The 25,870-nt window shown below is 60.0% G+C and carries 35 protein-coding genes and 1 tRNA gene; 25 read left to right on the plus strand and 11 right to left on the minus strand.

All coding sequences use genetic code 11. The features are described 5' to 3' along the window. Positions 1–7 precede the first annotated feature (7 nt). Complete coding sequence (larE, locus tag SIB42_RS00505) at positions 8–856, minus strand: ATP-dependent sacrificial sulfur transferase LarE (protein ID WP_082825042.1); 849 nt, start codon at positions 854–856, stop codon at positions 8–10. Positions 857–916: 60 nt separating this feature from the next. On the opposite strand from larE, the gene SIB42_RS00510 reads away from it, so the two are divergent. Continuing rightward, positions 917–2,113: a cob(I)yrinic acid a,c-diamide adenosyltransferase gene (locus SIB42_RS00510; protein ID WP_067095375.1), complete on the plus strand. Its 1,197-nt coding sequence runs from the start codon at positions 917–919 to the stop codon at positions 2,111–2,113. A gap of 15 nt (positions 2,114–2,128) precedes the next feature. Here SIB42_RS00510 and moeB read toward each other — a convergent pair whose 3' ends face one another. Together moeB and SIB42_RS00520 are read right to left on the minus strand one after the other, a co-directional pair. After that, the gene (moeB, locus tag SIB42_RS00515) at positions 2,129–3,292 is read right to left on the minus strand and encodes a molybdopterin-synthase adenylyltransferase MoeB (protein ID WP_067095372.1); all 1,164 of its coding nucleotides are present in this window, start codon (positions 3,290–3,292) and stop codon (positions 2,129–2,131) included. Beyond that, complete coding sequence (locus SIB42_RS00520; protein WP_067095367.1) at positions 3,289–3,840, minus strand: M67 family metallopeptidase; 552 nt, start codon at positions 3,838–3,840, stop codon at positions 3,289–3,291. The genes moeB and SIB42_RS00520 overlap by 4 nt, the downstream gene beginning before the upstream one ends. Before the next feature lie 53 nt (positions 3,841–3,893). On the opposite strand from SIB42_RS00520, the gene SIB42_RS00525 reads away from it, so the two are divergent. Beyond that, positions 3,894–4,250 carry a CAAD domain-containing protein gene (locus SIB42_RS00525; RefSeq protein ID WP_067095364.1) on the plus strand — a complete coding sequence of 119 codons (357 nt, stop codon included), beginning with the start codon at positions 3,894–3,896 and terminating at the stop codon, positions 4,248–4,250. Positions 4,251–4,290: 40 nt separating this feature from the next. Here the strand turns inward: SIB42_RS00525 and SIB42_RS00530 are convergent, their stop codons facing one another. Further along, complete coding sequence (locus tag SIB42_RS00530; protein WP_067095361.1) at positions 4,291–5,172, minus strand: fructosamine kinase family protein; 882 nt, start codon at positions 5,170–5,172, stop codon at positions 4,291–4,293. Between the two features lie 35 nt (positions 5,173–5,207). On the opposite strand from SIB42_RS00530, the gene crtD reads away from it, so the two are divergent. Then, positions 5,208–6,722 (plus strand): C-3',4' desaturase CrtD, encoded by a 1,515-nt coding sequence (gene crtD / locus SIB42_RS00535; RefSeq protein ID WP_067095358.1) that lies wholly within the window; start codon positions 5,208–5,210, stop codon positions 6,720–6,722. Here the strand turns inward: crtD and SIB42_RS00540 are convergent. Next, a complete protein-coding gene (locus tag SIB42_RS00540; RefSeq protein WP_067095602.1) occupies positions 6,706–7,626 on the minus strand; it encodes a prephenate/arogenate dehydrogenase in 921 nt (306 codons plus the stop codon). The genes crtD and SIB42_RS00540 overlap by 17 nt on opposite strands. Before the next feature lie 85 nt (positions 7,627–7,711). Between SIB42_RS00540 and SIB42_RS00545 the strand changes: the two genes are divergently transcribed. The 3 genes from SIB42_RS00545 (at position 7,712) to SIB42_RS00555 (ending at position 9,854) form a co-directional block, all read left to right on the plus strand. After that, a complete protein-coding gene (locus SIB42_RS00545) occupies positions 7,712–9,154 on the plus strand; it encodes a helicase (RefSeq protein ID WP_067095355.1) in 1,443 nt (480 codons plus the stop codon). Between the two features lie 40 nt (positions 9,155–9,194). Then, the gene (locus tag SIB42_RS00550; RefSeq protein WP_067095352.1) at positions 9,195–9,434 is read left to right on the plus strand and encodes a DUF2839 domain-containing protein; all 240 of its coding nucleotides are present in this window, start codon (positions 9,195–9,197) and stop codon (positions 9,432–9,434) included. Positions 9,435–9,509: 75 nt separating this feature from the next. Then, positions 9,510–9,854 (plus strand): DUF1815 family protein, encoded by a 345-nt coding sequence (locus SIB42_RS00555; protein ID WP_067095600.1) that lies wholly within the window; start codon positions 9,510–9,512, stop codon positions 9,852–9,854. On the opposite strand, the gene recA is transcribed toward SIB42_RS00555, so the two are convergent. From recA to SIB42_RS00585, 6 genes are all read right to left on the minus strand, one after another. After that, on the minus strand, positions 9,855–10,997 hold the full coding sequence (gene recA / locus SIB42_RS00560; protein ID WP_067095349.1) for a recombinase RecA: 1,143 nt from the start codon (positions 10,995–10,997) through the stop codon (positions 9,855–9,857). A gap of 152 nt (positions 10,998–11,149) precedes the next feature. After that, complete coding sequence (locus SIB42_RS00565; RefSeq protein WP_231856415.1) at positions 11,150–11,914, minus strand: HAD family hydrolase; 765 nt, start codon at positions 11,912–11,914, stop codon at positions 11,150–11,152. Positions 11,915–11,930: 16 nt separating this feature from the next. Next, positions 11,931–12,002: transfer RNA gene (locus tag SIB42_RS00570), tRNA-Gln, on the minus strand. A 105-nt stretch (positions 12,003–12,107) separates the two neighbouring features. After that, positions 12,108–13,742: an AAA family ATPase gene (locus SIB42_RS00575; RefSeq protein WP_067095347.1), complete on the minus strand. Its 1,635-nt coding sequence runs from the start codon at positions 13,740–13,742 to the stop codon at positions 12,108–12,110. A 69-nt stretch (positions 13,743–13,811) separates the two neighbouring features. Then, complete coding sequence (locus tag SIB42_RS00580) at positions 13,812–14,846, minus strand: LdpA C-terminal domain-containing domain (RefSeq protein WP_067095344.1); 1,035 nt, start codon at positions 14,844–14,846, stop codon at positions 13,812–13,814. Positions 14,847–14,857: 11 nt separating this feature from the next. Further along, on the minus strand, positions 14,858–15,319 hold the full coding sequence (locus tag SIB42_RS00585; RefSeq protein ID WP_067095342.1) for an NAD(P)H-quinone oxidoreductase subunit N: 462 nt from the start codon (positions 15,317–15,319) through the stop codon (positions 14,858–14,860). A 397-nt stretch (positions 15,320–15,716) separates the two neighbouring features. On the opposite strand from SIB42_RS00585, the gene rplC reads away from it, so the two are divergent. From rplC to secY, 19 genes are all read left to right on the plus strand, one after another. Further along, positions 15,717–16,373 carry a 50S ribosomal protein L3 gene (rplC, locus tag SIB42_RS00590; RefSeq protein ID WP_067095339.1) on the plus strand — a complete coding sequence of 219 codons (657 nt, stop codon included), beginning with the start codon at positions 15,717–15,719 and terminating at the stop codon, positions 16,371–16,373. Continuing rightward, positions 16,373–17,008, plus strand: a complete 636-nt coding sequence (rplD, locus tag SIB42_RS00595; RefSeq protein WP_067095336.1) for a 50S ribosomal protein L4 — start codon at positions 16,373–16,375, stop codon at positions 17,006–17,008. The genes rplC and rplD overlap by 1 nt, the downstream gene beginning before the upstream one ends. Beyond that, the gene (locus SIB42_RS00600) at positions 17,001–17,303 is read left to right on the plus strand and encodes a 50S ribosomal protein L23 (RefSeq protein ID WP_067095333.1); all 303 of its coding nucleotides are present in this window, start codon (positions 17,001–17,003) and stop codon (positions 17,301–17,303) included. Before rplD ends, SIB42_RS00600 begins: the two co-directional genes overlap by 8 nt. Before the next feature lie 15 nt (positions 17,304–17,318). Then, entirely contained in the window at positions 17,319–18,182 is an 864-nt protein-coding gene (gene rplB / locus SIB42_RS00605; RefSeq protein ID WP_067095330.1) for a 50S ribosomal protein L2, read from the plus strand. Positions 18,183–18,217: 35 nt separating this feature from the next. Beyond that, the gene (rpsS, locus tag SIB42_RS00610) at positions 18,218–18,493 is read left to right on the plus strand and encodes a 30S ribosomal protein S19 (protein WP_006854824.1); all 276 of its coding nucleotides are present in this window, start codon (positions 18,218–18,220) and stop codon (positions 18,491–18,493) included. Between the two features lie 4 nt (positions 18,494–18,497). Then, positions 18,498–18,863, plus strand: a complete 366-nt coding sequence (rplV, locus tag SIB42_RS00615) for a 50S ribosomal protein L22 (protein ID WP_067095325.1) — start codon at positions 18,498–18,500, stop codon at positions 18,861–18,863. Positions 18,864–18,882: 19 nt separating this feature from the next. Further along, positions 18,883–19,614: a 30S ribosomal protein S3 gene (rpsC, locus tag SIB42_RS00620; protein WP_067095322.1), complete on the plus strand. Its 732-nt coding sequence runs from the start codon at positions 18,883–18,885 to the stop codon at positions 19,612–19,614. Between the two features lie 16 nt (positions 19,615–19,630). Next, positions 19,631–20,104 (plus strand): 50S ribosomal protein L16, encoded by a 474-nt coding sequence (rplP, locus tag SIB42_RS00625; RefSeq protein ID WP_067095319.1) that lies wholly within the window; start codon positions 19,631–19,633, stop codon positions 20,102–20,104. 2 nt (positions 20,105–20,106) lie between these two features. Beyond that, positions 20,107–20,316 (plus strand): 50S ribosomal protein L29, encoded by a 210-nt coding sequence (gene rpmC / locus SIB42_RS00630; protein ID WP_067095316.1) that lies wholly within the window; start codon positions 20,107–20,109, stop codon positions 20,314–20,316. Between the two features lie 17 nt (positions 20,317–20,333). Beyond that, positions 20,334–20,600, plus strand: coding sequence for a 30S ribosomal protein S17 (gene rpsQ, locus SIB42_RS00635; RefSeq protein WP_066904462.1), 267 nt, complete (start codon positions 20,334–20,336; stop codon positions 20,598–20,600). After that, the gene (rplN, locus tag SIB42_RS00640) at positions 20,597–20,962 is read left to right on the plus strand and encodes a 50S ribosomal protein L14 (RefSeq protein WP_066904467.1); all 366 of its coding nucleotides are present in this window, start codon (positions 20,597–20,599) and stop codon (positions 20,960–20,962) included. Before rpsQ ends, rplN begins: the two co-directional genes overlap by 4 nt. 1 nt (position 20,963) lies before the next feature. Beyond that, positions 20,964–21,320 (plus strand): 50S ribosomal protein L24, encoded by a 357-nt coding sequence (gene rplX / locus SIB42_RS00645; RefSeq protein ID WP_067095313.1) that lies wholly within the window; start codon positions 20,964–20,966, stop codon positions 21,318–21,320. Positions 21,321–21,369: 49 nt separating this feature from the next. After that, positions 21,370–21,909 (plus strand): 50S ribosomal protein L5, encoded by a 540-nt coding sequence (rplE, locus tag SIB42_RS00650; RefSeq protein ID WP_066904473.1) that lies wholly within the window; start codon positions 21,370–21,372, stop codon positions 21,907–21,909. Positions 21,910–21,928: 19 nt separating this feature from the next. After that, a complete protein-coding gene (rpsH, locus tag SIB42_RS00655; protein ID WP_066904475.1) occupies positions 21,929–22,330 on the plus strand; it encodes a 30S ribosomal protein S8 in 402 nt (133 codons plus the stop codon). A 15-nt stretch (positions 22,331–22,345) separates the two neighbouring features. Continuing rightward, on the plus strand, positions 22,346–22,885 hold the full coding sequence (gene rplF / locus SIB42_RS00660) for a 50S ribosomal protein L6 (protein ID WP_067095308.1): 540 nt from the start codon (positions 22,346–22,348) through the stop codon (positions 22,883–22,885). A gap of 33 nt (positions 22,886–22,918) precedes the next feature. Further along, positions 22,919–23,287, plus strand: a complete 369-nt coding sequence (gene rplR / locus SIB42_RS00665; protein ID WP_067095305.1) for a 50S ribosomal protein L18 — start codon at positions 22,919–22,921, stop codon at positions 23,285–23,287. 13 nt (positions 23,288–23,300) lie between these two features. Further along, on the plus strand, positions 23,301–23,945 hold the full coding sequence (gene rpsE, locus SIB42_RS00670; RefSeq protein WP_067095302.1) for a 30S ribosomal protein S5: 645 nt from the start codon (positions 23,301–23,303) through the stop codon (positions 23,943–23,945). An 8-nt stretch (positions 23,946–23,953) separates the two neighbouring features. Beyond that, positions 23,954–24,406 (plus strand): 50S ribosomal protein L15, encoded by a 453-nt coding sequence (rplO, locus tag SIB42_RS00675; protein WP_067095298.1) that lies wholly within the window; start codon positions 23,954–23,956, stop codon positions 24,404–24,406. Positions 24,407–24,510: 104 nt separating this feature from the next. Further along, on the plus strand, positions 24,511–25,830 hold the full coding sequence (secY, locus tag SIB42_RS00680) for a preprotein translocase subunit SecY (protein ID WP_067095593.1): 1,320 nt from the start codon (positions 24,511–24,513) through the stop codon (positions 25,828–25,830). Positions 25,831–25,870: the final 40 nt, after the last annotated feature.

Consider the following 25,870-nt stretch of genomic DNA (forward strand, 5'->3'; position numbering starts at 1 on the left):
TCGGCCCTCAACCGGGGATAACCCTGTTGAGTTTTCCACTCACCAACCCTTCCAAATCGAGGCTCACACTGGTGAAGCCGAGCTCGAGCATGGCCCGAACCAATGAGTCTCTGAGCTCAGGAGCAAGCAGTTCCGCAAGCCGCTCCTGAGGGACCTCAATCCGGGCCGAAAGGCCTTGGGATCGAACCCTCACGCGAGCGAAGCCCCGTTCGATCAGCCAGGCTTCCGCATGACCAACCTGTCTGAGCCGGTCATGGCTGATAGCTTCTCCATAGGGAAAGCGTGAAGCCAGACAAGGCTGAGCCGGCTTGTCCCACCAGGGAAATCCCAGCGCCTTGGACAGTCGTCGCACGCAGGACTTATCGATCTTCAGATCCGCCAGCGGCGAACCCACACCTGCTTCACTGGCCGCCTGTAGGCCAGGCCGATGATCACCGAGGTCATCGAGATTCACACCATCCAGCACCTTTGCTCCTTCAGCAGCCTCAGCAATGGGGGCGAGATGACTGTGCAGCTCGCGTTTGCAGGCATAACAACGATCCGTGGGATTGCTGCTGTAGGCGGGGTCTTCGAGCTCCCTGGTTTCCACCTCACGGTGGCGGATTCCCAGCCAGTGCGCCTGCTGACGCGCTTCAGCCAACAGATGAGGAGCCAGCGAAGGCGACACGCCGGTGATGGCACACGCGCAGTCGCCAAGCTGTTCCTGTGCGATGGCAGCCACCAAGGTGCTATCCACCCCACCGGAGTAAGCCACGAACACGCGATCACAGCCCAGGATCCATTCACGAAGGTGCTTCAGGCGAAACTCATCCTCCACCGACAAAGATTCCAGCAGGCGCAAGGTCTCGAAAGCCACTGCTGAAAATAGGAATCTCGTTATGCTCCGATCGTAAGAAGCGCCATCCAGGAATCGACGATGGACGCAGTCCAGTCATCCGATAGCTCGAGCGGAACCCGACGCAACAGCAAGCCAGGTATCGGCATCGTCACAGCTGCCGACAGCCGTGAACGCAGCCTGGGTCAGCTGCATGTGTACGACGGAGAAGGCAAGGGCAAAAGCCAGGCCGCACTTGGTGTTGTGCTGCGCACGATTGGTCTGGGCATCTGCGAACAAAGGCGAACCAGAGTTCTGCTGCTGCGATTCCTCAAAGGGCCTGGACGGGCCTACGACGAGGATGCAGCGATTGAAGCATTGCAGCAGGGTTTCCCCCACCTCATCGATCAGGTCCGCACAGGGCGCGCCGACTACTTCAATGCTGACGAGGCCACCAAATTCGACCAACAGGAAGCCCAGAGAGGTTGGGACATCGCGCGAGGCGCGATTGCCAGCGCCCTCTATTCCGTTGTGGTTCTGGACGAACTGAACCCGGTGCTGGATCTCGGTCTGCTCGATATCAACGACGTGGTGAAGACCCTCTCGGCACGACCGGAGGGCATGGAAATCATCGTGACCGGACGGGCTGCCCCCCAACCGTTAATTCAGATCGCCGATCTGCACTCTGAGATGCGAGCCCACAGACGGATTGAGCCCAAAGATGATTCGCTGCTTCCATTCCCGTCACCGGGTGGAATCGAGATTTACACCGGCGAAGGCAAAGGGAAGTCGACCAGCGCCCTGGGCAAAGGTCTCCAGGCCATCGGTCGAGGCATCAGTCAGGACAAAAGTCATCGCGTCCTGATCCTGCAATGGCTCAAGGGAGGCAACGGTTACACCGAGGATGCTGCGATTGCAGCTCTGCGTGAGAGCTATCCGCACCTGGTCGACCACCTGCGTTCTGGACGGGACGCGATCGTCTGGCGTGGTCAACAGGAACCGATCGATTACGTGGAGGCTGAACGCGCCTGGGAAATTGCCCGAGCGGCAATCGCCAGCGGCCTTTACAAGACCGTGATCCTGGACGAACTCAATCCCACCGTTGACCTGGAACTGCTACCGGTCGAACCCATCGTGCAAGCCCTGGTGCGCAAGCCCTCCGAAACTGAAGTGATCATCACAGGGCGCTGCAAACACCCACCGGCCTACTTCGATCTGGCGAGTGTTCATTCTGAGATGGTGTGCCACAAGCACTACGCCGAACAGGGAGTCGACCTCAAGCGTGGGGTTGACTACTGACGGCTTGATCCAGCCTCAGTATCGAACAACTCCCGGATCGACCTGCTGCGACCAGGCATCGATCCCTCCCGCCACATTGGTGGCGTCGATTCCTTGCTGGGACAGCAGCTCGACCGCCCGAGCAGAACGTCCTCCCAGCTTGCAATGCACGTAGATCGGACCTTGACCAGCAAGGCGGCGAATCTCCTCGATCCTCTCTCCGTTCTCGATTTGTGCAAGCGGGATCAGTTGCGATCGTGGAATCACGGCCACGTCAGCTTCCGAGGGATTGCGCACATCAATCAGTACCAGCTCACCGCCGTCGTCCAACAGTGCGCTGAGCTCCTTCACGGAAATGCTTCTCACGCTTGACGCTCCCTCAAGACGGCCAGAATTGTCGACGCTACAGAACGCCTCGTAATCGATCAGGCCAGTGATGGGAGGGCGCTGGGGGCGGCGCTGCAGACGCAGCTCACGGAAACGCATGGTCAGGCCATCCACAAGCAGCAGCCTCCCATCCAGAGATTCACCAAGTCCTGCCAGCAACTTGATGGTTTCGGTGGCTTGAAGCAGCCCGATCAATCCCGGCATCACCCCAACAACTCCACCATCTGAGCAGGAGGGAACAAGGCCAGGGGGCGGTGGCTCCGGAACCAGATCGCGATAATCCGGTGACTGAGGGCCTTGGTTGAAGACACTGACCTGACCTTCGAAACGCTGGACGGAGCCATACACCCACGGCTTGTTGAGCAAGGCACAGACGTCGTTGATCAGATAGCGAGTAGGAAAGTTATCGGACCCATCAACCACCAGGTCATGACCCTCGACCAGCTCGATAGCATTGGTGGTGGTGAGCCGGCAAGCGTGCTGCTCAACCCGGCAATGGGAATTCAGGCCCACGATCCTTTGACGAGCGGAATCCGTCTTGAGCTGGCCAAGGCCACTTTCGGCATGAATGACCTGCCGCTGAAGGTTGGAGACCTCCACTCGGTCGTCGTCAACGATGCCGATGCGACCAACACCAGCCGCCGCCAGGTACATCAATAAAGGCGAGCCGAGCCCACCGGCGCCAACACACAACACCGATGCTGTTTTCAACCGCCGCTGACCGGCAACCCCAAACTCCGGGAGTGTGAGGTGACGGGCATAACGTCCACGCTCCTGAGCACTCAGATCGGGATCTGGAAGGTGTTCCGTCATTGCAGAGGCAGAAAGACGCCATCGGGACACGACATCACAGTTTCTCCCACAGTTGCCTGACTGTGGACAACCAACGAAAGAGCGCTGACAGGCTTGTCAGGCCCCCCCGGCCCGGCCCCCTGTAACCACCAGGCACGGACGCCGGCGACACCGGCATCAATGACCATGACCCCCTCGCCGGCAGCCCATTGCCTATCCAGTGCACTTGGCAGCGGCTGGCCCTCTGGATGGGAATGCGCACTGCCTAGAACCCGCCAACCTCTCTGGCGAGACCAACGCTGGGCAGCGATTTGCTCACGAGGATCGAGTGCGAAACGTGATCGGCGCGAAGCACAAACCAGCGATTGATCTCGGTCTCCCGTGATCGCATCGTTGAATCCGCCGAAACCAGGGCGCCAGACATTGCAACAGGGCCACACGAAGCGCACATTGAGATCAGGTGCTGACTCCCCAAGCAGCAATGCGCAACCCTCTTCCGGTGATACAGCTCCAAGAGAAGCCCTGAGAATCATCAGACAATCGAGATCGATACGGAGCCGGCATGGCATTCCAGTGATCTTGCCGATATCGTCGCGGAGTATTAGTAGCCAGCCTAGGCGTCATGAGCGACGAAACCACTACGCAGTCGACTGAAAGCGCCACAGGCGACAACATCGCCTTCGCCGAGCGCTACAAAGACGTCCTCGGCAAGGTGAACGAAACTCTCGACAAGGTCGATTGGAGCCAGGCAGGGCGAATCGGCAAGGTTGTTGGCATTTTTGCCGCTGTGATCGTTGCCCAGATCCTGATCAAAGGCATTCTCGACACGATCAATTTGCTGCCGGTTGTCCCGGGCCTGCTGGAATTGCTCGGCGTTGTGGTGGTCGGGCAATGGAGCTGGAAGAATCTCACCACAAGCGACAAGCGCAATGCTCTAGTTGACAGAATTCAGACGCTTCGCAAGGAGTACCTGGGCTGAAGCCACTTGGCATGAGCCATCAGGTTCATTCACGATCGTTTCAGAGCAAGGCGAGCCGCAGATCCTTAAGGATCCTGCGGCTTTGTTGTTGGTATCCACCGCCAAAAAGGTTGGCGTGATTTAACAGGTGATAGAGATTGAGAGCTTCAATTCTCTGATCCGCGCCCGCAGGCAGTGGCCATTCGCGGCTGTATCCCTCCATAAAGCGACGAGAGAATCCACCGAAGAGATGGGTCATGGCCAGATCCACTTCGCGATCAGCCCACCAACTGGCGGGATCAATCAAGAGACCACGACCATCAGCCAGCACCGCTGCATTGCCAGCCCATAGATCGCCATGAACCAGGCAGGGTGCAGGGGCATGACGATTCAGCCATGCAGCGATCGGTTCAAGCACTGGCTCCCAGTCCTGCACAGCTAGCCCCCACTCAGAGGCCAGACGCAGCTGGGGCTGAAGTCTGAGTTGAGTGAACGCATCGCCCCAGCTGTCACGCCATCCGGATGGCTGGGCACCAAGACCGATGAAGCCATCACGATCCCAGCCGAAACGACCTGGTCCGGCCTCAGCCGACACACGATGAATCTGCGCCAGTCCCCGGCCAAGACAGAACTGATCGCCGCTACTGGCATCCCACCATGCCATCACCAAGGCTGAGTTCTCAGGCAGTGGCAAGCAGCCGAGCACCTGAGGCACTTCGATCAAGGCTGGATCTGCCCAGTGACGTAACGCCTGTAGACCGGACTGTTCCGCAAGCAAGTTGGCCGTTTCGGCCACCTTGACGAAGAGTTGCTCACCATCGTTCAGGTTCACCCGCCACGTGGAACCCACACTGCTGCCGCCCACACTGAGCACATCAACGACCTGTCGTCCCTCAAGCAACTCAGTGGCAGCCGCCAGTGCCTGTTCCAGCTGATCACGCATCCACGCTGATCTAACTCTGCTGCCAGCATGCCGCGATGGAACCAGTCCAGGACGTGATCGTGATCGGTGGCGGCATTGCCGGTCTCACCGCCGCAGCTCTGCTGGCCCATGAGGGTTTGGGCGTCACCCTGCTGGAGGCACACCACCAGCTTGGTGGTTGTGCTGGAACGTTCCGACGGGGTCCGTTCACCTTTGATGTGGGCGCAACACAGGTTGCGGGACTGGAACCCGGAGGAAGTCATGCACGGCTCTTCCAGCACCTGGACATCCAACCTCCGGAAGCCGAACAGCTGGACCCCGGATGTGTGGTGGACCTCAATGACGGGTCGCCACCGGTGCATCTCTGGCACGATCCTCAGCGCTGGCGCCAGGAGCGCAACCAGCAATTCCCTGGCAGCGAACGCTTTTGGCAGCTGTGCAGCTGGATTCATCGTCAGAACTGGCAGTTTGCTGCAGCTGATCCAGTGCTGCCGATTCGCACTGGCTGGGATTTCGGACGCACCCTGGCTGCCCTGACCCCCGGAAATCTGGCTTGTGCCCCACTCAGTCTGCTCACGGTGTCTGATCTACTGACCCTCAGCGGATGCGCTGGAGACCGGCGACTGCGACGCTTCCTCGACCTCCAGCTACGGCTGTATTCACAGCAACCGAGTGACCGCACAGCAGCTCTCTATGGCGCCACGGTCTTACAGATGTGCCAGGCCCCACTCGGTCTGTGGCATCTGCACGGATCGATGCAGAGCCTTAGCCACCAGCTGGAGACAGCCCTGGAACGCGATGGTGGGCGGGTGTTTCTGCGCCATCGTGCTCTGAAATTGGAGCGCGATGGCGATCAATCTGGATGGTCGGTCACGGTTGAAGCTCCTGGGACAGCGCAACGATGCCTACAGGCCAGCGAGATCATCTGCAGCCTTCCGCCGCAGTGCCTGCCAGACCTGATTCCGGATCGGGAACAGATGCCCGACAAGTACCGCAAGCACCTGAACAGCCTCAAAGCACCGAGCGGAGCGATTGTGTTTTACGGAGCTGTGGAACGGCATCACCTGCCGGACGAATGCCCTGGACACCTGCAGCGCGACGGCAACTCCCCCGGTTCACTCTTTTTGTCGATCAGCCACGACGGTGACGGACGAGCCCCGGAGGGCCAGGCCACCGTGATCGCCAGCGTCTTCACCTCGCCGGAGGGCTGGCATGACATGGATGAGAAGGCTTACCAGCAACGCAAACGGGAGCTTCGGGATTCAATTCGACAAGACGTGAACGCCGCTTTGAAACTGCCGGATGACGCCTGGCTGCATCAGGAGCTGGCAACTCCGAGAGGATTCGCCCACTGGACCGGGCGTCCGGATGGCGTGGTGGGTGGTCTTGGGCAGAGCCCAGATCGCTTCGGCCCCTTTGGACTGGCCAGCCGCACGCCGATTCCCCAGCTGTGGCTGTGCGGTGATTCCATTCATCCCGGAGAGGGCACCGCCGGCGTCAGCCTGTCCGCACTGATGGCATGCAGGCAATTGATGGCTGGGCGAGGTCTGACCCTCAGGCTTGCGGTCTAACTGGATCAGAAGGGGGCTCCAGAAACCCTGGACGCAAGGCGCGAGTTTTTTCCAACTCCTGCTCCAATTGAGCCCAATGGCCGTTGAGGATTGCCTCTTCAAGCTGTTCGAGGCTCCATCGATAGGCGGCAAGAGACTTCAGCAATGCAGAGGTATTGCGGCAGGCCATTGCCGTTCCCAGCGCTGGATTGCCACCACCAACCCGCGTTGTATCAGCGAAACCACTGGACGCCAATTGACGCGCAAGATCGCGCACGCGTGGGTCTCGCTCCTCCCCGAGCACGCGCAGCAGTGCTGCGCTCACCATCACGGGCAGATGGGAGATCAGGGCAACGGCCTGGTCATGAATGAACGGATCCGCACTGATCCAGTGCGCACCGAGCGAGCAAGCCAAAGCTCTCACCTGCGTCAGAGCTTCGGGATCTGTCTCAGCCTCTGGAGTTCCAACCCAGGCGCGTCCTCTGAACAGACCACGGCAACCGGAGTCCACCCCTGACTCCGCAGTCCCTGCCATGGGGTGAGACGCCACGAAGCGGGGATGGCGATCTCTCCAGACATCGAGGACGGCTCCCTTCACCGACCCCACATCCGTGATGACGGCCTCAGACGGCAGGGCTTGAAGCAGCGCATCTTGCGGCTGCAGCAAGGCCTCGAGCGGCAATGCCAGCACGACAAGATCACATCCCGCGAGGCAGGCAGGGTCGCAGCTGACAGTATCGACAAGCCCGCGCTCAAGGGCACGCTCCGCTGTGCTGTCGCGATGCACGAGGCCCTGAACGCTCACCCCAAGAGCACGCAGATCCAGCCCGATCGAGCCACCGATCAGGCCAAGACCCACAACACCGACCCTGCTGACACCAGCGAGTTCTGCGATCCGCTCCTGATCCATCACTGCTGTCCACATCCAGCCCATGTTGCTCGACTTGTGCGGGGATCGGAACAGCTCAGCCTGAACCGATGAGGGGCCCGGCCGTTCTTAGGCTTTTCGAATGCTGGAAGTCCAGGCCCATCAGCAGCTCAAGCACCTGCTTCGGGGAGAAGCGGGCCAATGGGAGCACCAACTGACCCTGAGTCGCCTGGTGGGCCGAAGTCTGCGACGCCAGGATCGAACCAGAATCCAGCTGTCTGCGGGCAGCAGCGACCGTTGGTGGCTAGCCCTGCTGGTGCCGCTCAGCCTGCGCAGCAATCACACCGTGCTGGTTCTCGACCCGACTCAACACCAGCGGTTGCTGCATGTTGAACGGACGCGCCTGCTGGAGAGCGGATTAAAGCTGGGATGCTGGACAGGCTTTGATCCCCCGCCTGGAGACCAGATCTGGCTGTTGACACACCAACAGCTTCTGGATGTCCATCGCCGCGGACAGCTCCGTCCTGACGATCATCTTGTTGTTCCTGAGGCGGAGTGGCTTCAAGAACGTCTGCGACGGGCCATGACCGTGAACATCGAATCCTGTCACTGGGAGGAACTGCGAGCAGCATTTCCCTCCGCAGGAGAGGGTTTGCTGGATCTGCATGAACGCCTGAGCCGCCAGCTTGTCGCCCTTGGTGGCGGAACGAACCGCGACCTCGCCATGCCCGGGAGCGCTTTGACCCGGGTTCGCGATCTGCTGCAGCTGCTGGGTTCAACACCAGAACCCTGGTGCCAGCTGATGTCCGTGGACCGGCCATCTTGGGCCAGCTGGGCTCGCGTGGATTCGAACACCCTGCAGTGGAGCTGGCAGTTGCAACCGCTTGAACCACTGATCACGCTGGAATCGCTCTTCCTAAAGCATCCCTGGACATTGATCCACGCAGATGGGGGCTGTCGAAGTCATGGTGAAGAGCCGAGCATCGACAGCGATGAGCTGCGAATCGATCTACGCGATGCACCGCGTGGAGAGCCACTGCCGATCTATTTGCCGAGGCGTCAGCCGCTGCCGAACACTGAAATTTTCGCCGGCCATCTTCTTGAGCAGAGTCGACGCCTGATCCTTGGCCGAACTGGATTAACCGCAGTCCTGGTGGATGCGCCCTGCATGCGTCAGCGTCTCTGCAGCGAGCTTGCAGCGGAATTCGGCAGCAGGGTCACGTTGGAAAACACCGCACCGGAGTCAAACGGAGTGATCTGCTGCAGCTGGAACTGGTGGTTGAGTCATCAGCATCTGCTTCCGGACCCGGAACAGCTGATTGCAGCCATGCTGCCGATCGCCAGCCTGGAGGACCCTCTGACCGCAGCCCGTGTGGAGTTGCTGAAGCGCCAGAGACGTGATTGGTTTCGCACGCTTCTGCTACCGGAAGCATTGGCCATTTTGATCCCTGCCATTGCCTCGCTCAGACGCAGCGGTGGTCGGCTGGCCATCCTCGACGGACGGGTCCGAGGACGCAGCTGGGGAGAGCAGGTGCTGCGCGCGCTTGAACCCTGGGACTCGTTGCAGAGACTTCGGCCAGACTGAGAATCACTTCTAGGCTGACCAACAGCTTGTGAGGCCTGAGATGGGAGAAGCACGACGCCGTGCCAGTCAGGGACTGCCACCTCGCCAGAGCAAACCCGACCCCAAGGACGCTGAGCGATTTATCACCTGGTTACCGCTGACTCGAGCGCAGGCCACGCAATTCGTGTCCATCACCACACGAGGCGCCTGGATCGGCATCGCAGCCCTGGTGCTGTTCTGGGTGGTGGTGCGCTTCATCGGGCCTGCCGCCGGATTCTGGACACTTGCCGACAGCCCATAAAACCGCGAAAGCTCACCTCAACCCTGAATTCGAAAGAAAACCTTTAGGCTCATATGCACCTGGGTGGTGTTCTGCGTGTTCCTCCGACTTGCCGAGCAGTACCGCTCGGTCGTCCAAGATCTGGTCATGAGCCTTCAGGCTCTGGCGACAAATCTCAGCAAACAGGGCATCACAGCAACCTGCTACGTCTGCGATGACGGCCAGCACGGAAGTGGAGCCTCATTTATGGCTGAGCTTGGCGAGCAACATATGGTGCGCTTTCTGGTCTCTGACTTTGGGATCAGCTGGGTCGAATCCCGCAACGGCCGCGAACTGGTGAAATTCGAAGGTGCGGAAGCCATTCAGGAACTTCAGCGCATCACAGGAAACCTGCAGAGAAGCCGCAGCGAATGCAGCTCCCCACAGCTCAAGCAGGGCTAATCAGGCTGCGTCCTTCGACGGCGCAGCAACCTCAGCGGACTTGGCGAGAGGCTTGGCAGCAGCCGAGCGTGCCGCAGCAGCAAGAGGACGCATGGAGTTGGACGTGACTTCCGAACCCTCCGTCAGCTTCTGACGCACCAAAACCTCAATGGCATCCTTGGCCTCCGAATTTTGCTCCAGCCAACCAATGGTGTTGTCACGACCCTGACCGATGTTGTCGCCCTCATAGCTGTACCAGGCACCCTTGCGAGTCACGACACCCGTCTCCTCCGCCAGATCAAGCAGACAACCCAGCGTGCTGATCCCACGGCCAAAGAGGATGTCGAATTCCGCAATGCGGAAGGGAGGAGCCACTTTGTTTTTGGCCACCTTCACCTTGGCGCGGATGCCGTATTCCTCAGTACCGCGCTTGAGAGTCTGAATACGGCGGATATCAAGACGCACCGAGGCATAAAACTTGAGAGCGTTACCACCGGTGGTGGTTTCTGGGTTGCCGTAGGTGACACCAATCTTGAGGCGCAGTTGATTGAGGAAAATCACCGTGCAACCGGACTTGCCGATATTGCCCGTGATCTTGCGCATCGCCTGGCTCATCAGACGGGCCTGACTGCCCACGGCAAGGTCGCCCATCTCACCTTCGATCTCAGCACGGGGCGTCAGAGCGGCAACAGAGTCAACCACCACGATGTCGACAGCCGCGGAGCGGACCAACTGGTCCACGATTTCCAGCGCCATCTCGCCGGTGTCCGGCTGAGAAACCAGCAGGTTTTCCACATCCACTCCCAGCGATGCCGCATAAACCGGGTCGAGCGCATGCTCGGCATCAACAAAGGCAGCGACGCCTCCATTGCGCTGAACCTCGGCGATGGCATGCAAGGTCAACGTGGTCTTACCGGAACTTTCGGGCCCGTAGACCTCAACGACTCGTCCCTTGGGATACCCACCACCGAGGGCGAGATCAAGGGTGAGAGCTCCAGTGGAAATGGTTTCCACCCTCATCCTGGATGCGTCCCCGAGACGCATGATCGAACCCTTGCCGAAGTTGCGCTCGATCTGACCGAGCACGAGATTGAGCGCTTTATCGCGCTCACCGGGGCGGACATCTCCGCCGGAGGACTGGGAGGCTTTCACGTCGGCTGGCATGGCTGAAACAGTTAAGGAGCAGAAGAACGCCGCAGGCAGCTGATCGGGACGGCGGATGAACCGACGCCTCGGTGGGATCAGAGACCGGACAGATCATCCAGTGCCCCGATCCAGGCCATCCGTCTCACGTAGTACAGATGTACGTTATCGAATCAGGGCCAGTCCGCCAAGGGGGCTGAGAACTGCTCTGGCCTCAATAGGCGAATTCCACTGGAGAGGTCCGTCACATCCGTGGGTCTCAGGTAGCCCCAGCTGACAAGCCAGCAGCGCAGGGTTTCGAGGCCTGGGGTGGTTCGAACGGTTTCCAAGGTGGGGCGACGGTCCTCGACAAAACCCTCCAGTGTCCAGTCGCAGGCCAGGCGGCGCAGCACCTCAGGCTTGGATCCCGACTCATGCCCATCCAGCCGTTCTGGCTTGAGCCCCATCGAGGCGAGCAGCTCAGCGGTGAAATCCCGTGCCTTGGTGGTGAGCACCGCCCAGGCCATGTTCTCTTCCGAAAAAGCAGTCAAACGCTCAGGCACTCCCGGATAGGGCTGATGCAAAGCCAGCCAGGAGTCCGGATCGGTCCGCACGGCAGTGGCCCGCACCACCTCCAGGGTCTGCTGCAGCAAGGCAGGAGTCCAGCCGAAACGCTCCAGGGCAGCTGTGCATTGCGCCGTGTAGCCGTGCACAAATGCCTGGACCCCGAGCTGCTCGAGAGGACCGCGTTGCTCGGAAATCAATGCCGCGCTCAGCACCATCTCCCAACCGTGATGAATCCAGGGCCTGAGCTGCCGGAACTGTGGCGGTGTGGACTCAGGAAGATCGACAGCGGGATTGAGCTGCAGGCAGGCACGACGAGCACTCCACCAGTACTCGTTCATCCCATCCACAATCACGCCGTCAAAATCGAAGACCAGCAGACTGGGTGACCGCACTGAGGATCAAGAAAAACTGGGCCGCTAGGATTCGAACCTAGGAATGGCGAGACCAAAACCCGCTGCCTTACCGCTTGGCGACGGCCCATTGATTCCAGTGATGAAACTCCCTACGGAGGTCAACTCTGGGGTTCAAATAGTTACTCACAACGGAGTGACCTTCGTCAATCCATCCGAGCATCCAGGCGCGAGATCATGGCGGGAAGACCCTGAGCCGGCGCTGATCACTGGATCCATAGACATCGCTCTGAAGGCTATAACGCGCCACAAGATCTGCCTGCATCTGAAGAACGTTCTCGTTGCGAGGTAGAAGTTCAACCGGACGCCCCTGCGGCATCACAATCTGCTCGACTGCAAGACGGCATTCCTCGAGAGCCGCCAAGGCATCGCCTCGATCCGGATGAACGAATGACCTCTCAGACTCCTGGTCTTGTCTGGGCAGAGGCTGGCGGTTGAGCAGTCGCTCAAGAGCTCGCTCCACCTGGGCCAGAGAATCCGACTTGATGACAAGAATCGGCACCCCGGCCTCCCTTGCCTGTCGGCGAAGCTCGGGCTGGCGTCCTAACCCTCGACGCACGCTCAGCAGCACATCCGCACACGCCAGATCGTCAACAGCACTGACAGGCCAACCATGGCAGCGGACAGCTTCTTCGAGTCGCTGCTGACTGAGTCCACAACAGAGCACCTGCAGCTTCAGCTCACGCGGTGCCACATCAACGGCGGACTTTTCGGGAGCATCGTCCCTGGGAACGGAACGCCTGGGATCGGGCAAAGGAACAACGGCCAAGGCAGGCCGCCGCTGAGGAGGCTGCGGCATTGAAGGCTCTGGGTCGACAAGCCTGACGCCGCCGTCCGCCATCAGTTCACGCTGCTGAGGCCTGGGGCTTTGTCCACGCAGCAACAGATCCACCGTGCGCCCGACATCGTCGTGAACTGCCCAGCGATGGCGGCTGTGCATCTCCACAGCGAGCGGGAAGGTGGGTTCAGCAGCACGCTCCAGAACCGTTTTCTGCGTTCGACGCCGGCGTGCCTCATCGTCGCCAAGGGTGACGGACTCAATCCCACCCACCAGATCGCACAATGTCGGATTCTTAATCAGATTGGCGAGTGCATTGCCGTGGGCGGTGGCCACAAGCATCACTCCCCTCTCGGCGATCGTGCGTGCCGCCTGAGCTTCCAGCTCAGTGCCGATCTCATCGATCACGATGACTTCGGGCATGTGATTTTCAACAGCCTCGATCATCACCTGGTGCTGAAGTTCGGGCCTGGCCACCTGCATGCGCCTGGCACGACCAATTGCAGGATGTGGAATGTCTCCATCACCAGCGATTTCATTGCTGGTGTCGATCACAACGACCCGCTTGTGCAGATCATCGGCCAACACACGGGCAATTTCCCTAAGAGCTGTGGTCTTGCCCACACCGGGGCGTCCCATCAGCAGCAGTGACTCACCGTTGTCGAGCAGATCACGAACTATGGCGACTGTTCCGAAAACTGCGCGTCCAACGCGACAGGTGAGGCCGACCACATCACCGCTGCGATTACGAACGGCGCTGATGCGATGGAGTGTTCGCTCGATGCCGGCACGATTATCAGCACCGAACTGGCCGATCCTGCTCACCATCTCCTCGAGATCGTTGCGCTCCAGGCAGCGGCCACCAAGTTCAACCGAGCGACCTGGATAGCGCGCTTCCGGAATCCGACCGAGATCGAGCACGACCTCAAGCAGCTGATCACGACGTTCAGCGGATGCAAGAGCTTCCTGAACTGCGGTGGGCAACAACGCGAGCAGTCGCTGCAGATCATCGGTGATGCGCTCGGTACTCATGGCCCAGGCTCCCAGTGCTCATCAGGACCTAAACGCCTTCTAGCAGGATTGAGTCCCCAATCGGGACCGTCAGGGGCGTGAAAGCCAGGGGATGACAAGATCACGGGCCAGCGCCAGGGCCTGCTCCCAGCCGAAGGGCCAGTCACGCAGGGTGGTCCGGCGGCATTCCGCCTCCTGCAGAAGAGGTTGCACGATCGAACGGGCCATGCCACCAAAGGCGACGCCTGCAGGACCACTGGAACGCGGCAGCCCCAGGCCGTCCAGCAAACCAATCGTCGCGCCATTGGTGCCTCCCGCCAGCTGCAACGGACCCGGAGGTGCGCTGGTCCGCACCTGCTGCCAGAGCCGCAGTGCCGCACGGGCCGTGCCTGCACCGACATCGCCGCTCATAGGACGTCCATCCAGCTGCCAGAGAGGTCGAAAACCATGCTTTCGCAGGGCCTCATGGCGACCCCACAGCTCCGTGACCAGATCTTCGGAGCGAAGACCATGCCCCTCAAGACCGCAGCTGACCGCCAGCCTGCGCAGAGGAATCGAGGCAGCTGCAACCTGCTCAAGCGTGCGATCAAAGTCCTGCTCACGCCCAGGTGCGGTATGAACCTCAATCGCATCGGGTTGGAGCTCGGCCAGCAGAAGGGCGAGGTTGTCCAGCCCCACTCGGTGATCGGAGGTTTCAATCAGGCCAAGGGGGCAGGCCGGCAAACAGCGCCCACAGCCGTAGCAACGGTTGGGGTCGACACCAGGACCGGCATGAATGGCATCAGCCGGGCAGACCCTCTCGCAGGGGCGCGCGCAATCAGGTGGGCAACGGGACGGGTCAAAGACAGCCTTACGAAAATGGGCATCACGTCCATCGCTGACGCTGACCATCAACCAGGGGGAGTGACCAGTGCGTTCCCGGGCCCAGCTGAGACCGGTGCGAGCAGCATTGACGACAGCGGCGTCGGCTGCCACGTCGACACACTGAACGCCGGCCACGGCATACAGGGCACAAAGGTCTGCAACCGCAGCCAAATCTTGATTACTGGCCCCACAGATCAATTTGACCCAACGCCCCTCCCCAAGGGCTTCATCACCGGCGGTCTGTGAACCGGTGACCGGCAGAAGACAGGTGGTCAGGCTCCCAGCAGCCGTGTCATCGGCTGCCAGCGCAGGCTGCGCGCACCACCCATTTCCACCACAATCTTCAAGCGCGGCTCACGCCGGCAAAGGTCACAGAGGGACAGCAATTCCGATCGAGACAGCACCTGCCCCTCGATCAGCCAGAGAACGACCGGCTTGTTTCCAAGCAGAATCTCTCCAAGCTGAGGCATGACTTCCTGCACCTCTCCAACCGCCGCACCACGTCCAACGCTTTGATGTCCAAGGTGTGGAGGGCGCACGCCGTGTTTCTGCAACAGAAACACCTCCGGATCTCCGAAACCGCGTGCTGAGGTGATCTGTGTGCGGTACCCAGCGGCACGCAGTCGCCTCAGCAGGCGCGTCTCTGCGCCGCCCTCAAGGGGAGCATGGACTGCCATGACACCTGCGGATTCCAGTTCACGGCGGAAACCCCGACCTGAAAGCAGCAGCGGCATGGAATTAGTCCAGATGGAATGAGTCTGGCAGCTGATCAGGGATGAATGGAAGCCGGAAGGCAGTGGTGTAGGGTTTTTATTTGCTCTGCCGATCTGTGCCCGTCCGCTAGCCGGGCCTCCAGTTCCAAGAGCAGGTCCGGCGTGTGCGCCGGATCTTCAGGCCAGTGCAATTCAGCGATTTCATTCGTTGCATTGCCGGGAAACTACCGACCTTCACCGGTTGATTAAGTCCCAGCCAGCTGATTCGCTCGCTAGCCCCAATCCGAATTGCCCCAGCGGTTTCCGTTGAAGCTTTCGGCCATGACTGCGTCATCTCAATCAGCGCCCTTCAGGCCACAGCTACAGCAGCGTCAAGTTGCAACAGCTGAGGTTGTCCACGCTGGCGTCATTACCTCCCATGTCCATCGGCATCCTTGGGAAGAAACTGGGTATGTCCCAGTTCTTCGACGAGCAAGGCAAAGCCGTCCCGGTCACTTTGATCGAGGCGGGGCCTTGCCGAATCACCCAACTCAAGACCACTGAAACTGACGGCTATGAAGCCGTGCAGATCGGCTTTGGCGAAACACGCGAAAAGCTGATCAACAAGCCCGCCAAGGGTCACCTCGCCAAATCCGGCGAGGGGATCCTCCGCCACCTGCATGAATATCGCGTCGACGACCTGAAGGGTCTCGAACTGGGTGGCGCAATCACCGTGGGTGATTTCGAGGCAGGCCAGAAGGTTGACGTCAGCGGCGACACCATGGGTCGTGGCTTCGCCGGTTATCAAAAGCGTCATGGCTTCAGCCGAGGTCCGATGACCCACGGCTCGAAGAACCATCGTGAGCCCGGTTCAACCGGCGCTGGCACCACACCAGGTCGGATCTACCCCGGCAAGCGAATGGCTGGTCGCTATGGCGGCAAGAAAATCACCACGAGGGCCCTCACGATCCTCAAGGTGGACAGCGACCGCAACCTGCTCGTGGTCAAGGGCTCTGTACCTGGCAAGCCTGGATCTCTTCTGAACATCCGGCCCGCCAATCGTGTGGGTGCCAAGCCCACCAAAGGAGGTAAGTGATGGCCAATTGTGTTGTTCGTGACTGGCAGGGCAAGGAAACCGGCAAGGCTTCCATTGACCTGAAGGTGGCCAAGGAAACCACTGCCGTTGACCTGATGCACCGTGCGGTGCTGCGCCAGCAGGCCCACAGCCGCCAGGGAACCGCAAGCACCCTCACCCGTGCCGAAGTACGAGGTGGCGGACGCAAGCCTTACAAGCAGAAAGGAACCGGTCGTGCCCGTCAGGGATCGATCCGTACGCCTCTGCGTCCCGGCGGCGGCATTGTGTTTGGTCCCAAGCCGCGCACCTACAACCTTGCGATGAATCGCAAGGAGCGTCGTCTGGCCCTGCGCACCGCGCTGATGGCCCGCATCGATGACGTGATTGTGGTAAAGGACTTCGGAGCAGCCCTCGAAGCGCCAAAAACCCGTGAAGTCGTTGACGCACTCGGGCGCCTCGGAGTTGCTGCCGACGCGAAAGTTTTGATTGTGCTCACCGCCCCTAGCAATGTTGTGAAACGGTCCGTTCGCAACCTCGAGAAGGTAAAGCTGATCACTGCTGACCAGCTCAACGTCTTCGATCTGCTCCACGCCAATGCATTGGTGTTGGGCGAAGAGGCACTCGCAACCATCCAGGAGGTCTACGGAGATGACTGAGCGCTTCACAGGACGCCTGGCGGATGTGATCCGCAGGCCCCTCATCACAGAAAAAGCCACCCGAGCACTGGAACTGAACCAGTACACCTTCGAGGTGGACCACCGAGCTGCCAAGCCCGACATCAAAGCCGCTGTTGAGCAGCTATTCGATGTCAAGGTCACCGGCGTGAGCACCATGAATCCTCCCCGCCGCAGTCGTCGGGTCGGCAAATTTGCCGGCAAGCGCTCTCAGGTTAAGAAGGCTGTGGTGCGCCTCGCTGAGGGCAACTCCATCCAACTCTTCCCTGAGTCCTGAGGGGTCTGAAACGTCATGGCAATCCGTACCTTCCGCCCCTACACACCCGGTACCCGCACCCGGGTCGTCACCGACTTCAGTGAAGTCACCGGCCGCAAGCCGGAGCGTTCGCTTGTGGTGTCAAAGCACCGCCGCAAGGGACGCAACAACCGCGGCGTGATCACCTGTCGCCATCGTGGCGGTGGCCACAAGCGGCAATACCGCATCGTCGATTTCCGACGCAACAAGCACGGCGTCCCCGCCAAGGTGGCCGCCATTCACTACGACCCGCACCGCAATGCGCGGCTGGCCCTTCTCTTCTACACCGATGGTGAGAAGAGATACATCCTGGCTCCAGCAGGAGTCACCATCGGTCAGACGGTGGTCTCAGGGCCTGAATCTCCAATCGAGATCGGCAATGCCATGCCGCTCTCTGACATTCCCCTCGGTTCCAGCGTTCACTGTGTCGAGCTTTACGCCGGTCGCGGTGGACAAATGGTCCGAACTGCCGGAGCCAGCGCTCAGGTGATGGCCAAGGAGGGCGATTACGTCGCCCTGAAACTGCCATCCACTGAGGTTCGCCTGGTGCGCCGTGAGTGCTACGCCACCATCGGCGAAGTCGGCAACTCGGAGATCCGCAACACCAGCCTTGGCAAGGCAGGGCGCCGGCGTTGGCTCGGACGCCGACCTCAGGTGCGAGGCAGTGTGATGAATCCCTGCGACCACCCCCATGGTGGTGGTGAAGGCCGAGCTCCGATCGGGCGTTCTGGTCCTGTAACCCCTTGGGGCAAGCCTGCGCTGGGACTCAAGACCCGCAAGCGCAACAAGCCGAGTAACAAGTTCGTCCTCCGCAAACGTCGCAAGACGTCCAAGCGGAGCCGTGGCGGACGCGACTCATGATGCTGCTCACCATTCTGTCGTTCGCTTAATCCGCCATGGGACGTTCACTTAAAAAAGGCCCCTTCATTGCCGACAGCCTGCTTCGCAAGGTTGAAAAGCAAAACGCCGCCGATGACAAATCGGTGATCAAAACGTGGTCTAGGGCTTCCACGATCCTGCCGATGATGATCGGCCACACAATCGCGGTTCACAACGGCCGCACCCACGTGCCGGTCTTCGTGACCGAACAGATGGTGGGCCACAAGCTTGGCGAATTCGCCCCCACCCGCACCTTTAAAGGCCACATCAAAGACAAGAAAGGAGGCCGCTGAGACCATGACAACGTCATCCCCAACGGCAACTACCGCCCAAGCCCACGGTCGCTTCATCCGCGGCTCCGTGTCCAAGGTCCGGCGGGTTCTCGATCAGATCCGCGGTCGCAGTTATCGCGATGCGTTGATCATGCTCGAGTTCATGCCTTACCGCTCCACGGGTCCCATCACCAAGGTTCTGCGTTCTGCAGTGGCCAATGCCGAGCACAACCTCGGACTTGACCCTTCAACCCTGGTGATCTCCCAGGCCAGCGCAGACATGGGTCCATCCATGAAGCGCTACCGCCCCCGTGCCCAAGGTCGCGCTTTCGCGATCAAAAAGCAGACCTGCCACATCAGCATTGCTGTGGCACCCCAGACCGAATCCTGACCCCCGAGCACCCCGACTGATGGGACACAAAATCCATCCAACCGGCTTACGCCTGGGGATTACCCAGGAGCACCGGTCACGCTGGTACGCACCCGGCAAGAGCTATCCGAGCCTCCTTCAGGAGGACGATCGGATTCGCAAGTTCATCCACAAGAAATACGGCTCCGCCGGTATCAGTGATGTGCTGATCGCCCGCAAGGCCGATCAGCTCGAAGTTGAGCTGAAAACCGCACGCCCCGGCGTGTTGGTTGGACGCCAGGGCAGTGGCATCGAAGAGCTGCGCTCCGGCATCCAGAAAACCGTCGGTGATCTGAACCGTCAGGTTCGGATCAATGTGGTCGAGGTCGAGCGTGTCGACGCCGACGCTTTCCTACTTGCCGAATACATAGCTCAGCAACTTGAGAAACGTGTGGCGTTCCGTCGCACGATCCGCATGGCCGTGCAGCGAGCACAGCGAGCGGGTGTTCTTGGCCTGAAAATCCAGGTTTCAGGACGCCTGAATGGTGCTGAGATCGCTCGTACCGAGTGGACGCGTGAAGGTCGGGTGCCTCTGCACACCCTTCGCGCTGACATCGACTACGCCACCAAGGTCGCCAGCACCACCTATGGGGTTCTCGGCATCAAGGTCTGGGTGTTTAAAGGCGAAGTGCTGGGCGACGAAGCCCAGCAACAGCTGCCAGTGGGGGCAACCCCGCGGCGTCGGGCCGGTCGCAGGCCCCAACAGTTCGAAGACCGCTCCAACGAGGGTTGAACAGGAGGCCTGAACCATGCTGAGTCCAAAACGCGTCAAATTCCGTAAGCAGCAACGCGGCCGCATGCGCGGTGTCGCCACTCGTGGCAACACCATCGCCTTCGGTCAGTTCGCTCTGCAGGCACAGGAATGCGGCTGGATCACCTCGCGCCAGATCGAGGCCAGCCGTCGTGCCATGACCCGCTACGTCAAGCGTGGCGGAAAAATCTGGATCAGGATTTTCCCTGACAAACCGGTCACCATGCGCGCTGCCGAAACCCGAATGGGTTCAGGTAAGGGCAACCCAGAATTCTGGGTGGCGGTGATCAAGCCGGGCAGGATCCTGTTCGAGATGGGTGGTGAAGAAATCACCCCCGAAATCGCCAAGGAAGCCATGCGCCTCGCGCAATACAAGCTTCCTGTGAAGACCAAGTTCATCACTCTCGATGAACAGGAGCAGGCATCCGGTGCGCAAGCTCCGGCCGCTGCTGCCGCCACCGTGGAGTCCTGACCATGGCCCGTCCCAACGCCTCCGAACTGCGTCAGCTCTCCGACGCAGACCTCACAGAGCAAATCGTCAGTCTCCGCCGCGAGCTGTTCGATCTGCGCTTCCAGCAAGCCACAAGGCAGCTGGCCAACACCCACCGCTTCAAGCAGAGCCGCACCAAGCTGGCCCAACTGCTGACGGTGCAGAAGGAGCGCCTTAGCTCCACCGCCTCCTGATCCTTCGCTACATACCTATGGCACTCAAGGAAAGGGTCGGCACCGTCGTCAGCGACAAGATGGACAAAACGGTGGTGGTTGCGGTGGAAAACCGCTTTCCCCACCCCATCTACCAAAAGACGGTCAGCCGTACCACCCGTTACAAAGCTCACGACGAAAACAACACTGTTCGCGTTGGTGACCGTGTTCGCATCACCGAGACCCGTCCACTCAGCCGTCACAAGCGCTGGGCCATCGCTGAGGTGCTCAGCCACAGCCCGAAGGCTGAGGAGGTCAACAAATGATTCAGCAGGAATCTTTTCTCACCGTTGCTGACAACAGCGGAGCCAAGCGCATCCAGTGCATCCGCGTGCTGGGAAGCAATCGTCGCTACGCCCATGTGGGCGACGTCATCGTGGCCACCGTGAAGGACGCCATGCCCAACATGGGCGTGAAAAAGTCCGATGTGATCAAGGCCGTGGTGGTCCGCACCAAAGCCACACTGCGTCGTGACACCGGTAACTCCATCCGGTTTGACGACAATGCTGCCGTCATCATTAACGACGACAAAAACCCCAAGGGCACACGTGTCTTTGGACCTGTGGCACGCGAACTGCGCGACCGGAACTTCACCAAAATCGTCTCCCTCGCTCCGGAGGTGATCTGAGATGGCAACTGCAACTCCGAAATCCGCCGCAGCGAAGCGCATCAAGATGCGTCTGCGCAAAGGCGACACCGTTCAGGTGATCACCGGCAAGGACAAGGGCAAGACCGGAGAGGTCCTGCGCACCCTGCCCAATGAAAACCGCGTGATCGTGGAGGGCGTCAATATGCGCACCCGCCACGTCAAACCCACTCAGGAGGGTGAAAGCGGTCGGATCGTCACTGAAGAGGCTTCACTGCATGCCTCCAACGTGATGATCTACTCCACAGACAAGAAGGTGACCAGCCGAGTCGAGCTGATCACTGAGAAGGACGGCAGCAAAAAGCGCCGCCTCAAGAAAACCGGCGAGGTGATCGACTGATCACCTCGATCCGCCTTCTGACCAAGCCCAGAAGTCCCATTCCCCAGCCATGTCACTGAAACAGCGCTACAGGGAGACCATTCAGCCCAAATTGCTGAAAGATCTAAGTCTCTCCAATGTCCATGAAGTCCCCAAGGTGGTCAAAGTCACCGTGAACCGAGGACTTGGCGAAGCTGCCGCGAATGCCAAGGCGCTAGAAGCCTCGGTGAACGAACTTGCTCAGATCACCGGCCAGAAAGTGGTGGTGACCCGAGCCAAGAAAGCCATCGCGAGCTTCAAGATCCGCGAGGGCATGCCGATCGGCTGTGCCGTGACTCTGCGCGGCGATCGCATGTACGCCTTCCTTGAGCGACTGATCAACCTGGCACTGCCCCGCATCCGTGACTTCCGTGGCGTCAGCCCCAAAAGCTTCGACGGACGTGGCAATTACACCCTGGGGGTGAGAGAGCAGATCATCTTCCCTGAGATCTCCTTCGACAAGATCGACGCCATCAGGGGCATGGACATCACCATCGTGACCACTGCCCGTTCGGATGAAGAGGGCCGGTCCCTCCTCCGCGAGATGGGAATGCCGTTCCGCAGCAACTGAGCCCTCCTCGGAAACCACTATGGCCAATCACGACCCTATTTCCGACATGCTCACCCGCATTCGCAATGCGAGTGAGAAACGTCACCAGAGCACGAAAGTACCTGCCTCCCGCATGTCTCGCAGCATCGCCAAAGTGCTGCAGCAGGAAGGCTTCATCGCCGAGATCAGCGAGGAAGGCGAGGGAGTCCACACCAACTTGGTGCTGGAACTGAAGTACAGCGGCAAGAACCGCCAACCCACCATCCGCTCCATGCAGCGGGTGAGCAAGCCTGGTCTGCGCATCTACAAGAACACCCGCGGCCTTCCCAAGGTCCTCGGCGGACTGGGGGTGGCGATCATCTCCACCTCCAAGGGTGTCATGAGCGACCGCGATGCCCGTAAGCAGGGCGTGGGCGGTGAAGTGCTCTGCTACGTCCTTTGATCTGGAGCCAAAACCATGTCACGTATCGGTAAAGCCCCCATCCCCATCCCTGAAAAGGTGACCGTGAGCCTCAACGGACTCGCTGTCACGGTGAAGGGACCAAAGGGCGAACTCAAACGCACCCTGCCTGAGGGCGTGAGCATTGATCAGGTGGAAAACACCATCGTGCTGTCTCCCACCAGCAGCAAACGCACCTCCCGCGAGCGCCATGGCCTGTGCCGCGCTCTCGTTAACAACATGATTGTTGGCGTCGAGAGCGGTTTCAGCAAAAGTCTGGAAATCATCGGTGTTGGCTCCAGGGCACAGGTGAAAGGCACCACCCTGGTCGTCTCCGCTGGTTACAGTCACCCCGTCGAGGTTGCAGCTCCTGACGGCATCACCTTCAAAGTTGAGAACAACACCAAGGTGACTGTGTCGGGGATCGACAAGGAATTGGTGGGTAATGAAGCCGCCAAAATTCGCGCCATCCGTCCGCCCGAGCCCTACAAGGGCAAAGGAATCCGGTACGAGGGCGAATGGATCCTCCGCAAGGCAGGCAAGTCGGGCAAAAAGTAATCCACTACTAGACGCCGTTCTTCTTTACCCACCATGTCGACCCTCTCCCGCAAACAACAGACCCAGAAGCGTCATCGACGCCTGCGTCGTCACCTCAGCGGCACCGCCGGCAAACCCCGCCTGGCCGTGTTCCGCTCCAACAGCCACATCTATGCCCAGGTCATTGACGATGACGCCCAGAGCACACTCTGCTCAGCGTCGACAGTTGACAAGGACCTGCGCACTAGCCTCAAGGCCCATGGCAACGACTGCAATGCTTCCGTAGCCGTCGGTGAACTGGTGGCCAAACGCGCCCTTGCCAAGGGCATCCAACAGGTGGTCTTCGATCGCGGCGGCAACCTGTATCACGGCCGGGTGAAAGCCCTTGCCGACGCCGCCCGGGAAGCGGGCCTTCAGTTCTGATCCTGCTCTCAACATGACCGATTCCAACCCCCAGACCAATCCCAACGACGTGCCCTCGGCGGCTGATGTTCCTGCTGCAGCTGAAGGCCAGCAGCAGGAGCAACGCCGTGGAGGAGGTCGCGACCGTGGTGATCGCCGTGGCGGACGCCGTGGTGACCGACGCAACCAGGAGCGTGACTCCGAGTGGCAAGAGCGGGTTGTCCAGATCCGCCGCGTGTCCAAGACCGTGAAAGGCGGCAAGAAGATGAGCTTCCGAGCCATTGTTGTTGTCGGAAACGAGCGCGGTCAGGTCGGCGTCGGCGTCGGCAAGGCCGGCGACGTGATCGGTGCCGTCCGCAAAGGTGTCGCTGACGGCAAGAAGCATCTCGTCAAGGTGCCTCTGACACGTCACAACTCCATTCCGACCCTCTCCAACGGTCGCGATGGTGCAGCCAGCGTGTTGATTCGCCCCGCAGCTCCCGGTACCGGTGTGATTGCAGGCGGCTCAATTCGCACAGTTCTCGAGCTTGCCGGCATCAAAAACGTGCTGGCCAAGCGACTGGGCAGCAAGACTCCTCTGAACAACGCCCGGGCCGCCATGGTGGCTCTCGAAAGTCTCCGCACCCACAAGGAGACCGCCAAGGAACGGGGGATCTCCCTCGAGCAGATCTATTCCTGATTCCCCACATGACTTTCCGACTTGATTCCCTAAAGCCCAACAAAGGCGCCCGACGCCGCAAACTGCGCAAGGGTCGCGGCATTGCCGCTGGCCAGGGCGCGAGCTGCGGCTTCGGCATGCGCGGCCAGAAATCCCGTTCCGGCCGGCCGACCCGCCCAGGTTTTGAAGGTGGCCAGATGCCCCTTTACAGGCGCGTGCCCAAGCTGAAGCACTTCACATTGGTGAATCCCAAACACTTCACCGTTGTGAATGTTTCAGCACTGAATGAGCTCAAGGCCGGCAGCACCGTCAACCTCGACTCACTGGTCAAGGATGGTGTTGTCACCAGCCCCAAGCACCCGCTGAAAATCCTCGGCAACGGGGAACTCAAAGCAAAGCTCACGGTTCAGGCCGCCGCTTTCACGGCATCAGCACGAACCAAAATCGAAGCAGCCGGTGGCACCTGCGAACTGTTGGACTGAGATCCGTCGATCGACCTCCACAGATCTAACGTCTGAGCCGTCCGCCGGATCATCATCCGCGGACGGCTTTGCTGCATCAAGCTCAATCACCCAATCTCTGTTTCATGCTCGTCAGTCGAGGACGAAATCCCAGCGCCACTGAAGTCATCACCCAGCTGGTTCAAAACCCTGAGCTGAGAGGCAGGGTTCTGACAACTCTGGGACTGTTGATGCTGGTGCGTCTTGGCATCTACATCCCGATGCCAGGCATTGACCGTGTCGCTTTTGAACAGTTCATCCAACAGGGTGGACAGCTGATTGGTTTCCTCGACATCTTCACTGGTGGCGGCATCTCCACCCTGGGCATCTTCGCTCTCGGGATCCTGCCGTTCATCAATGCATCGATCATCCTTCAGCTGCTCACAGCCTCCCTTCCGCAACTGGAGGACCTGCAAAAAAATGAGGGAGAAGCGGGTCGTCGCAAACTCGCTCAGATCACGCGCTATGTCGCACTTGGCTGGGGTCTGATTCAGAGCGTGGTGTTCGCCATGATCCTGCGCCCTTACGCCGTGGAGGGACTTCCAGTTGCTGTGTTTGTGGTGCAGACGGCACTCGCGCTGGTCACCGGATCGATGATTGTGATGTGGCTGAGTGAAGTGATCACAGAACGAGGCATTGGCCAGGGCGCCTCACTCGTGATCTTCCTGAACATCGTGGCCACCTTGCCTCAGGCTCTCGGCTCCACGATTGAGAAGGCCCAAACCGGCGATCGCAACGACGTGTTCGGAATCGTGATCCTGGTTCTGGTGTTCCTGGTCACGATCGTGGGAATCATCTTTGTGCAGGAAGGACAACGCCGGCTTCCGATCGTCAGTGCAAAGCGTCAGGTAGGCGGCGGAGCCGTCTTGCCTAATCGCCAGAGCTACCTGCCTTTGAAGCTCAACGCCGGCGGCGTGATGCCGATCATCTTTGCCTCGGCACTGATTTTTCTGCCGATCACGATTGCCAACTTCAGCCAGAACCCTTTTCTGATCAGAGCAGCCACTGCCCTGAATCCAGGCAGCTCGAATCCATGGCCTTATGCCCTGGTGTTCTTCTCCCTGATTCTCGGCTTCTCCTATTTCTATGCGTCCCTGACCTTTAACCCGGTGGATGTCGCCAGCAATCTCAAGCGCGGAGGGGTGGCAATCCCAGGCGTTAGGCCTGGAACAGCAACAGCGAATTACCTCGAAGGTGTGAAAAACAGACTCACCCTGCTTGGCGGACTCTTCCTCGGCGCTGTCGCCATTATTCCTTCCGCCGTGGAACGAGCAACCAATGTGCAGACGTTCCAGGGACTTGGAGCCACCTCGCTGCTGATCCTGGTGGGTGTTGCCATCGACACTGCCAAGCAGGTGCAGACCTATGTGATCTCTCAGCGCTACGAGGGAATGGTGCGCCAGTAACACGGCACGTTCGAGCAATCGCTCCGAAACAACACAACAT

It is taken from the genome of Synechococcus sp. MIT S9508 (assembly GCF_047303045.1).
Taxonomy (GTDB): domain Bacteria; phylum Cyanobacteriota; class Cyanobacteriia; order PCC-6307; family Cyanobiaceae; genus Synechococcus_C.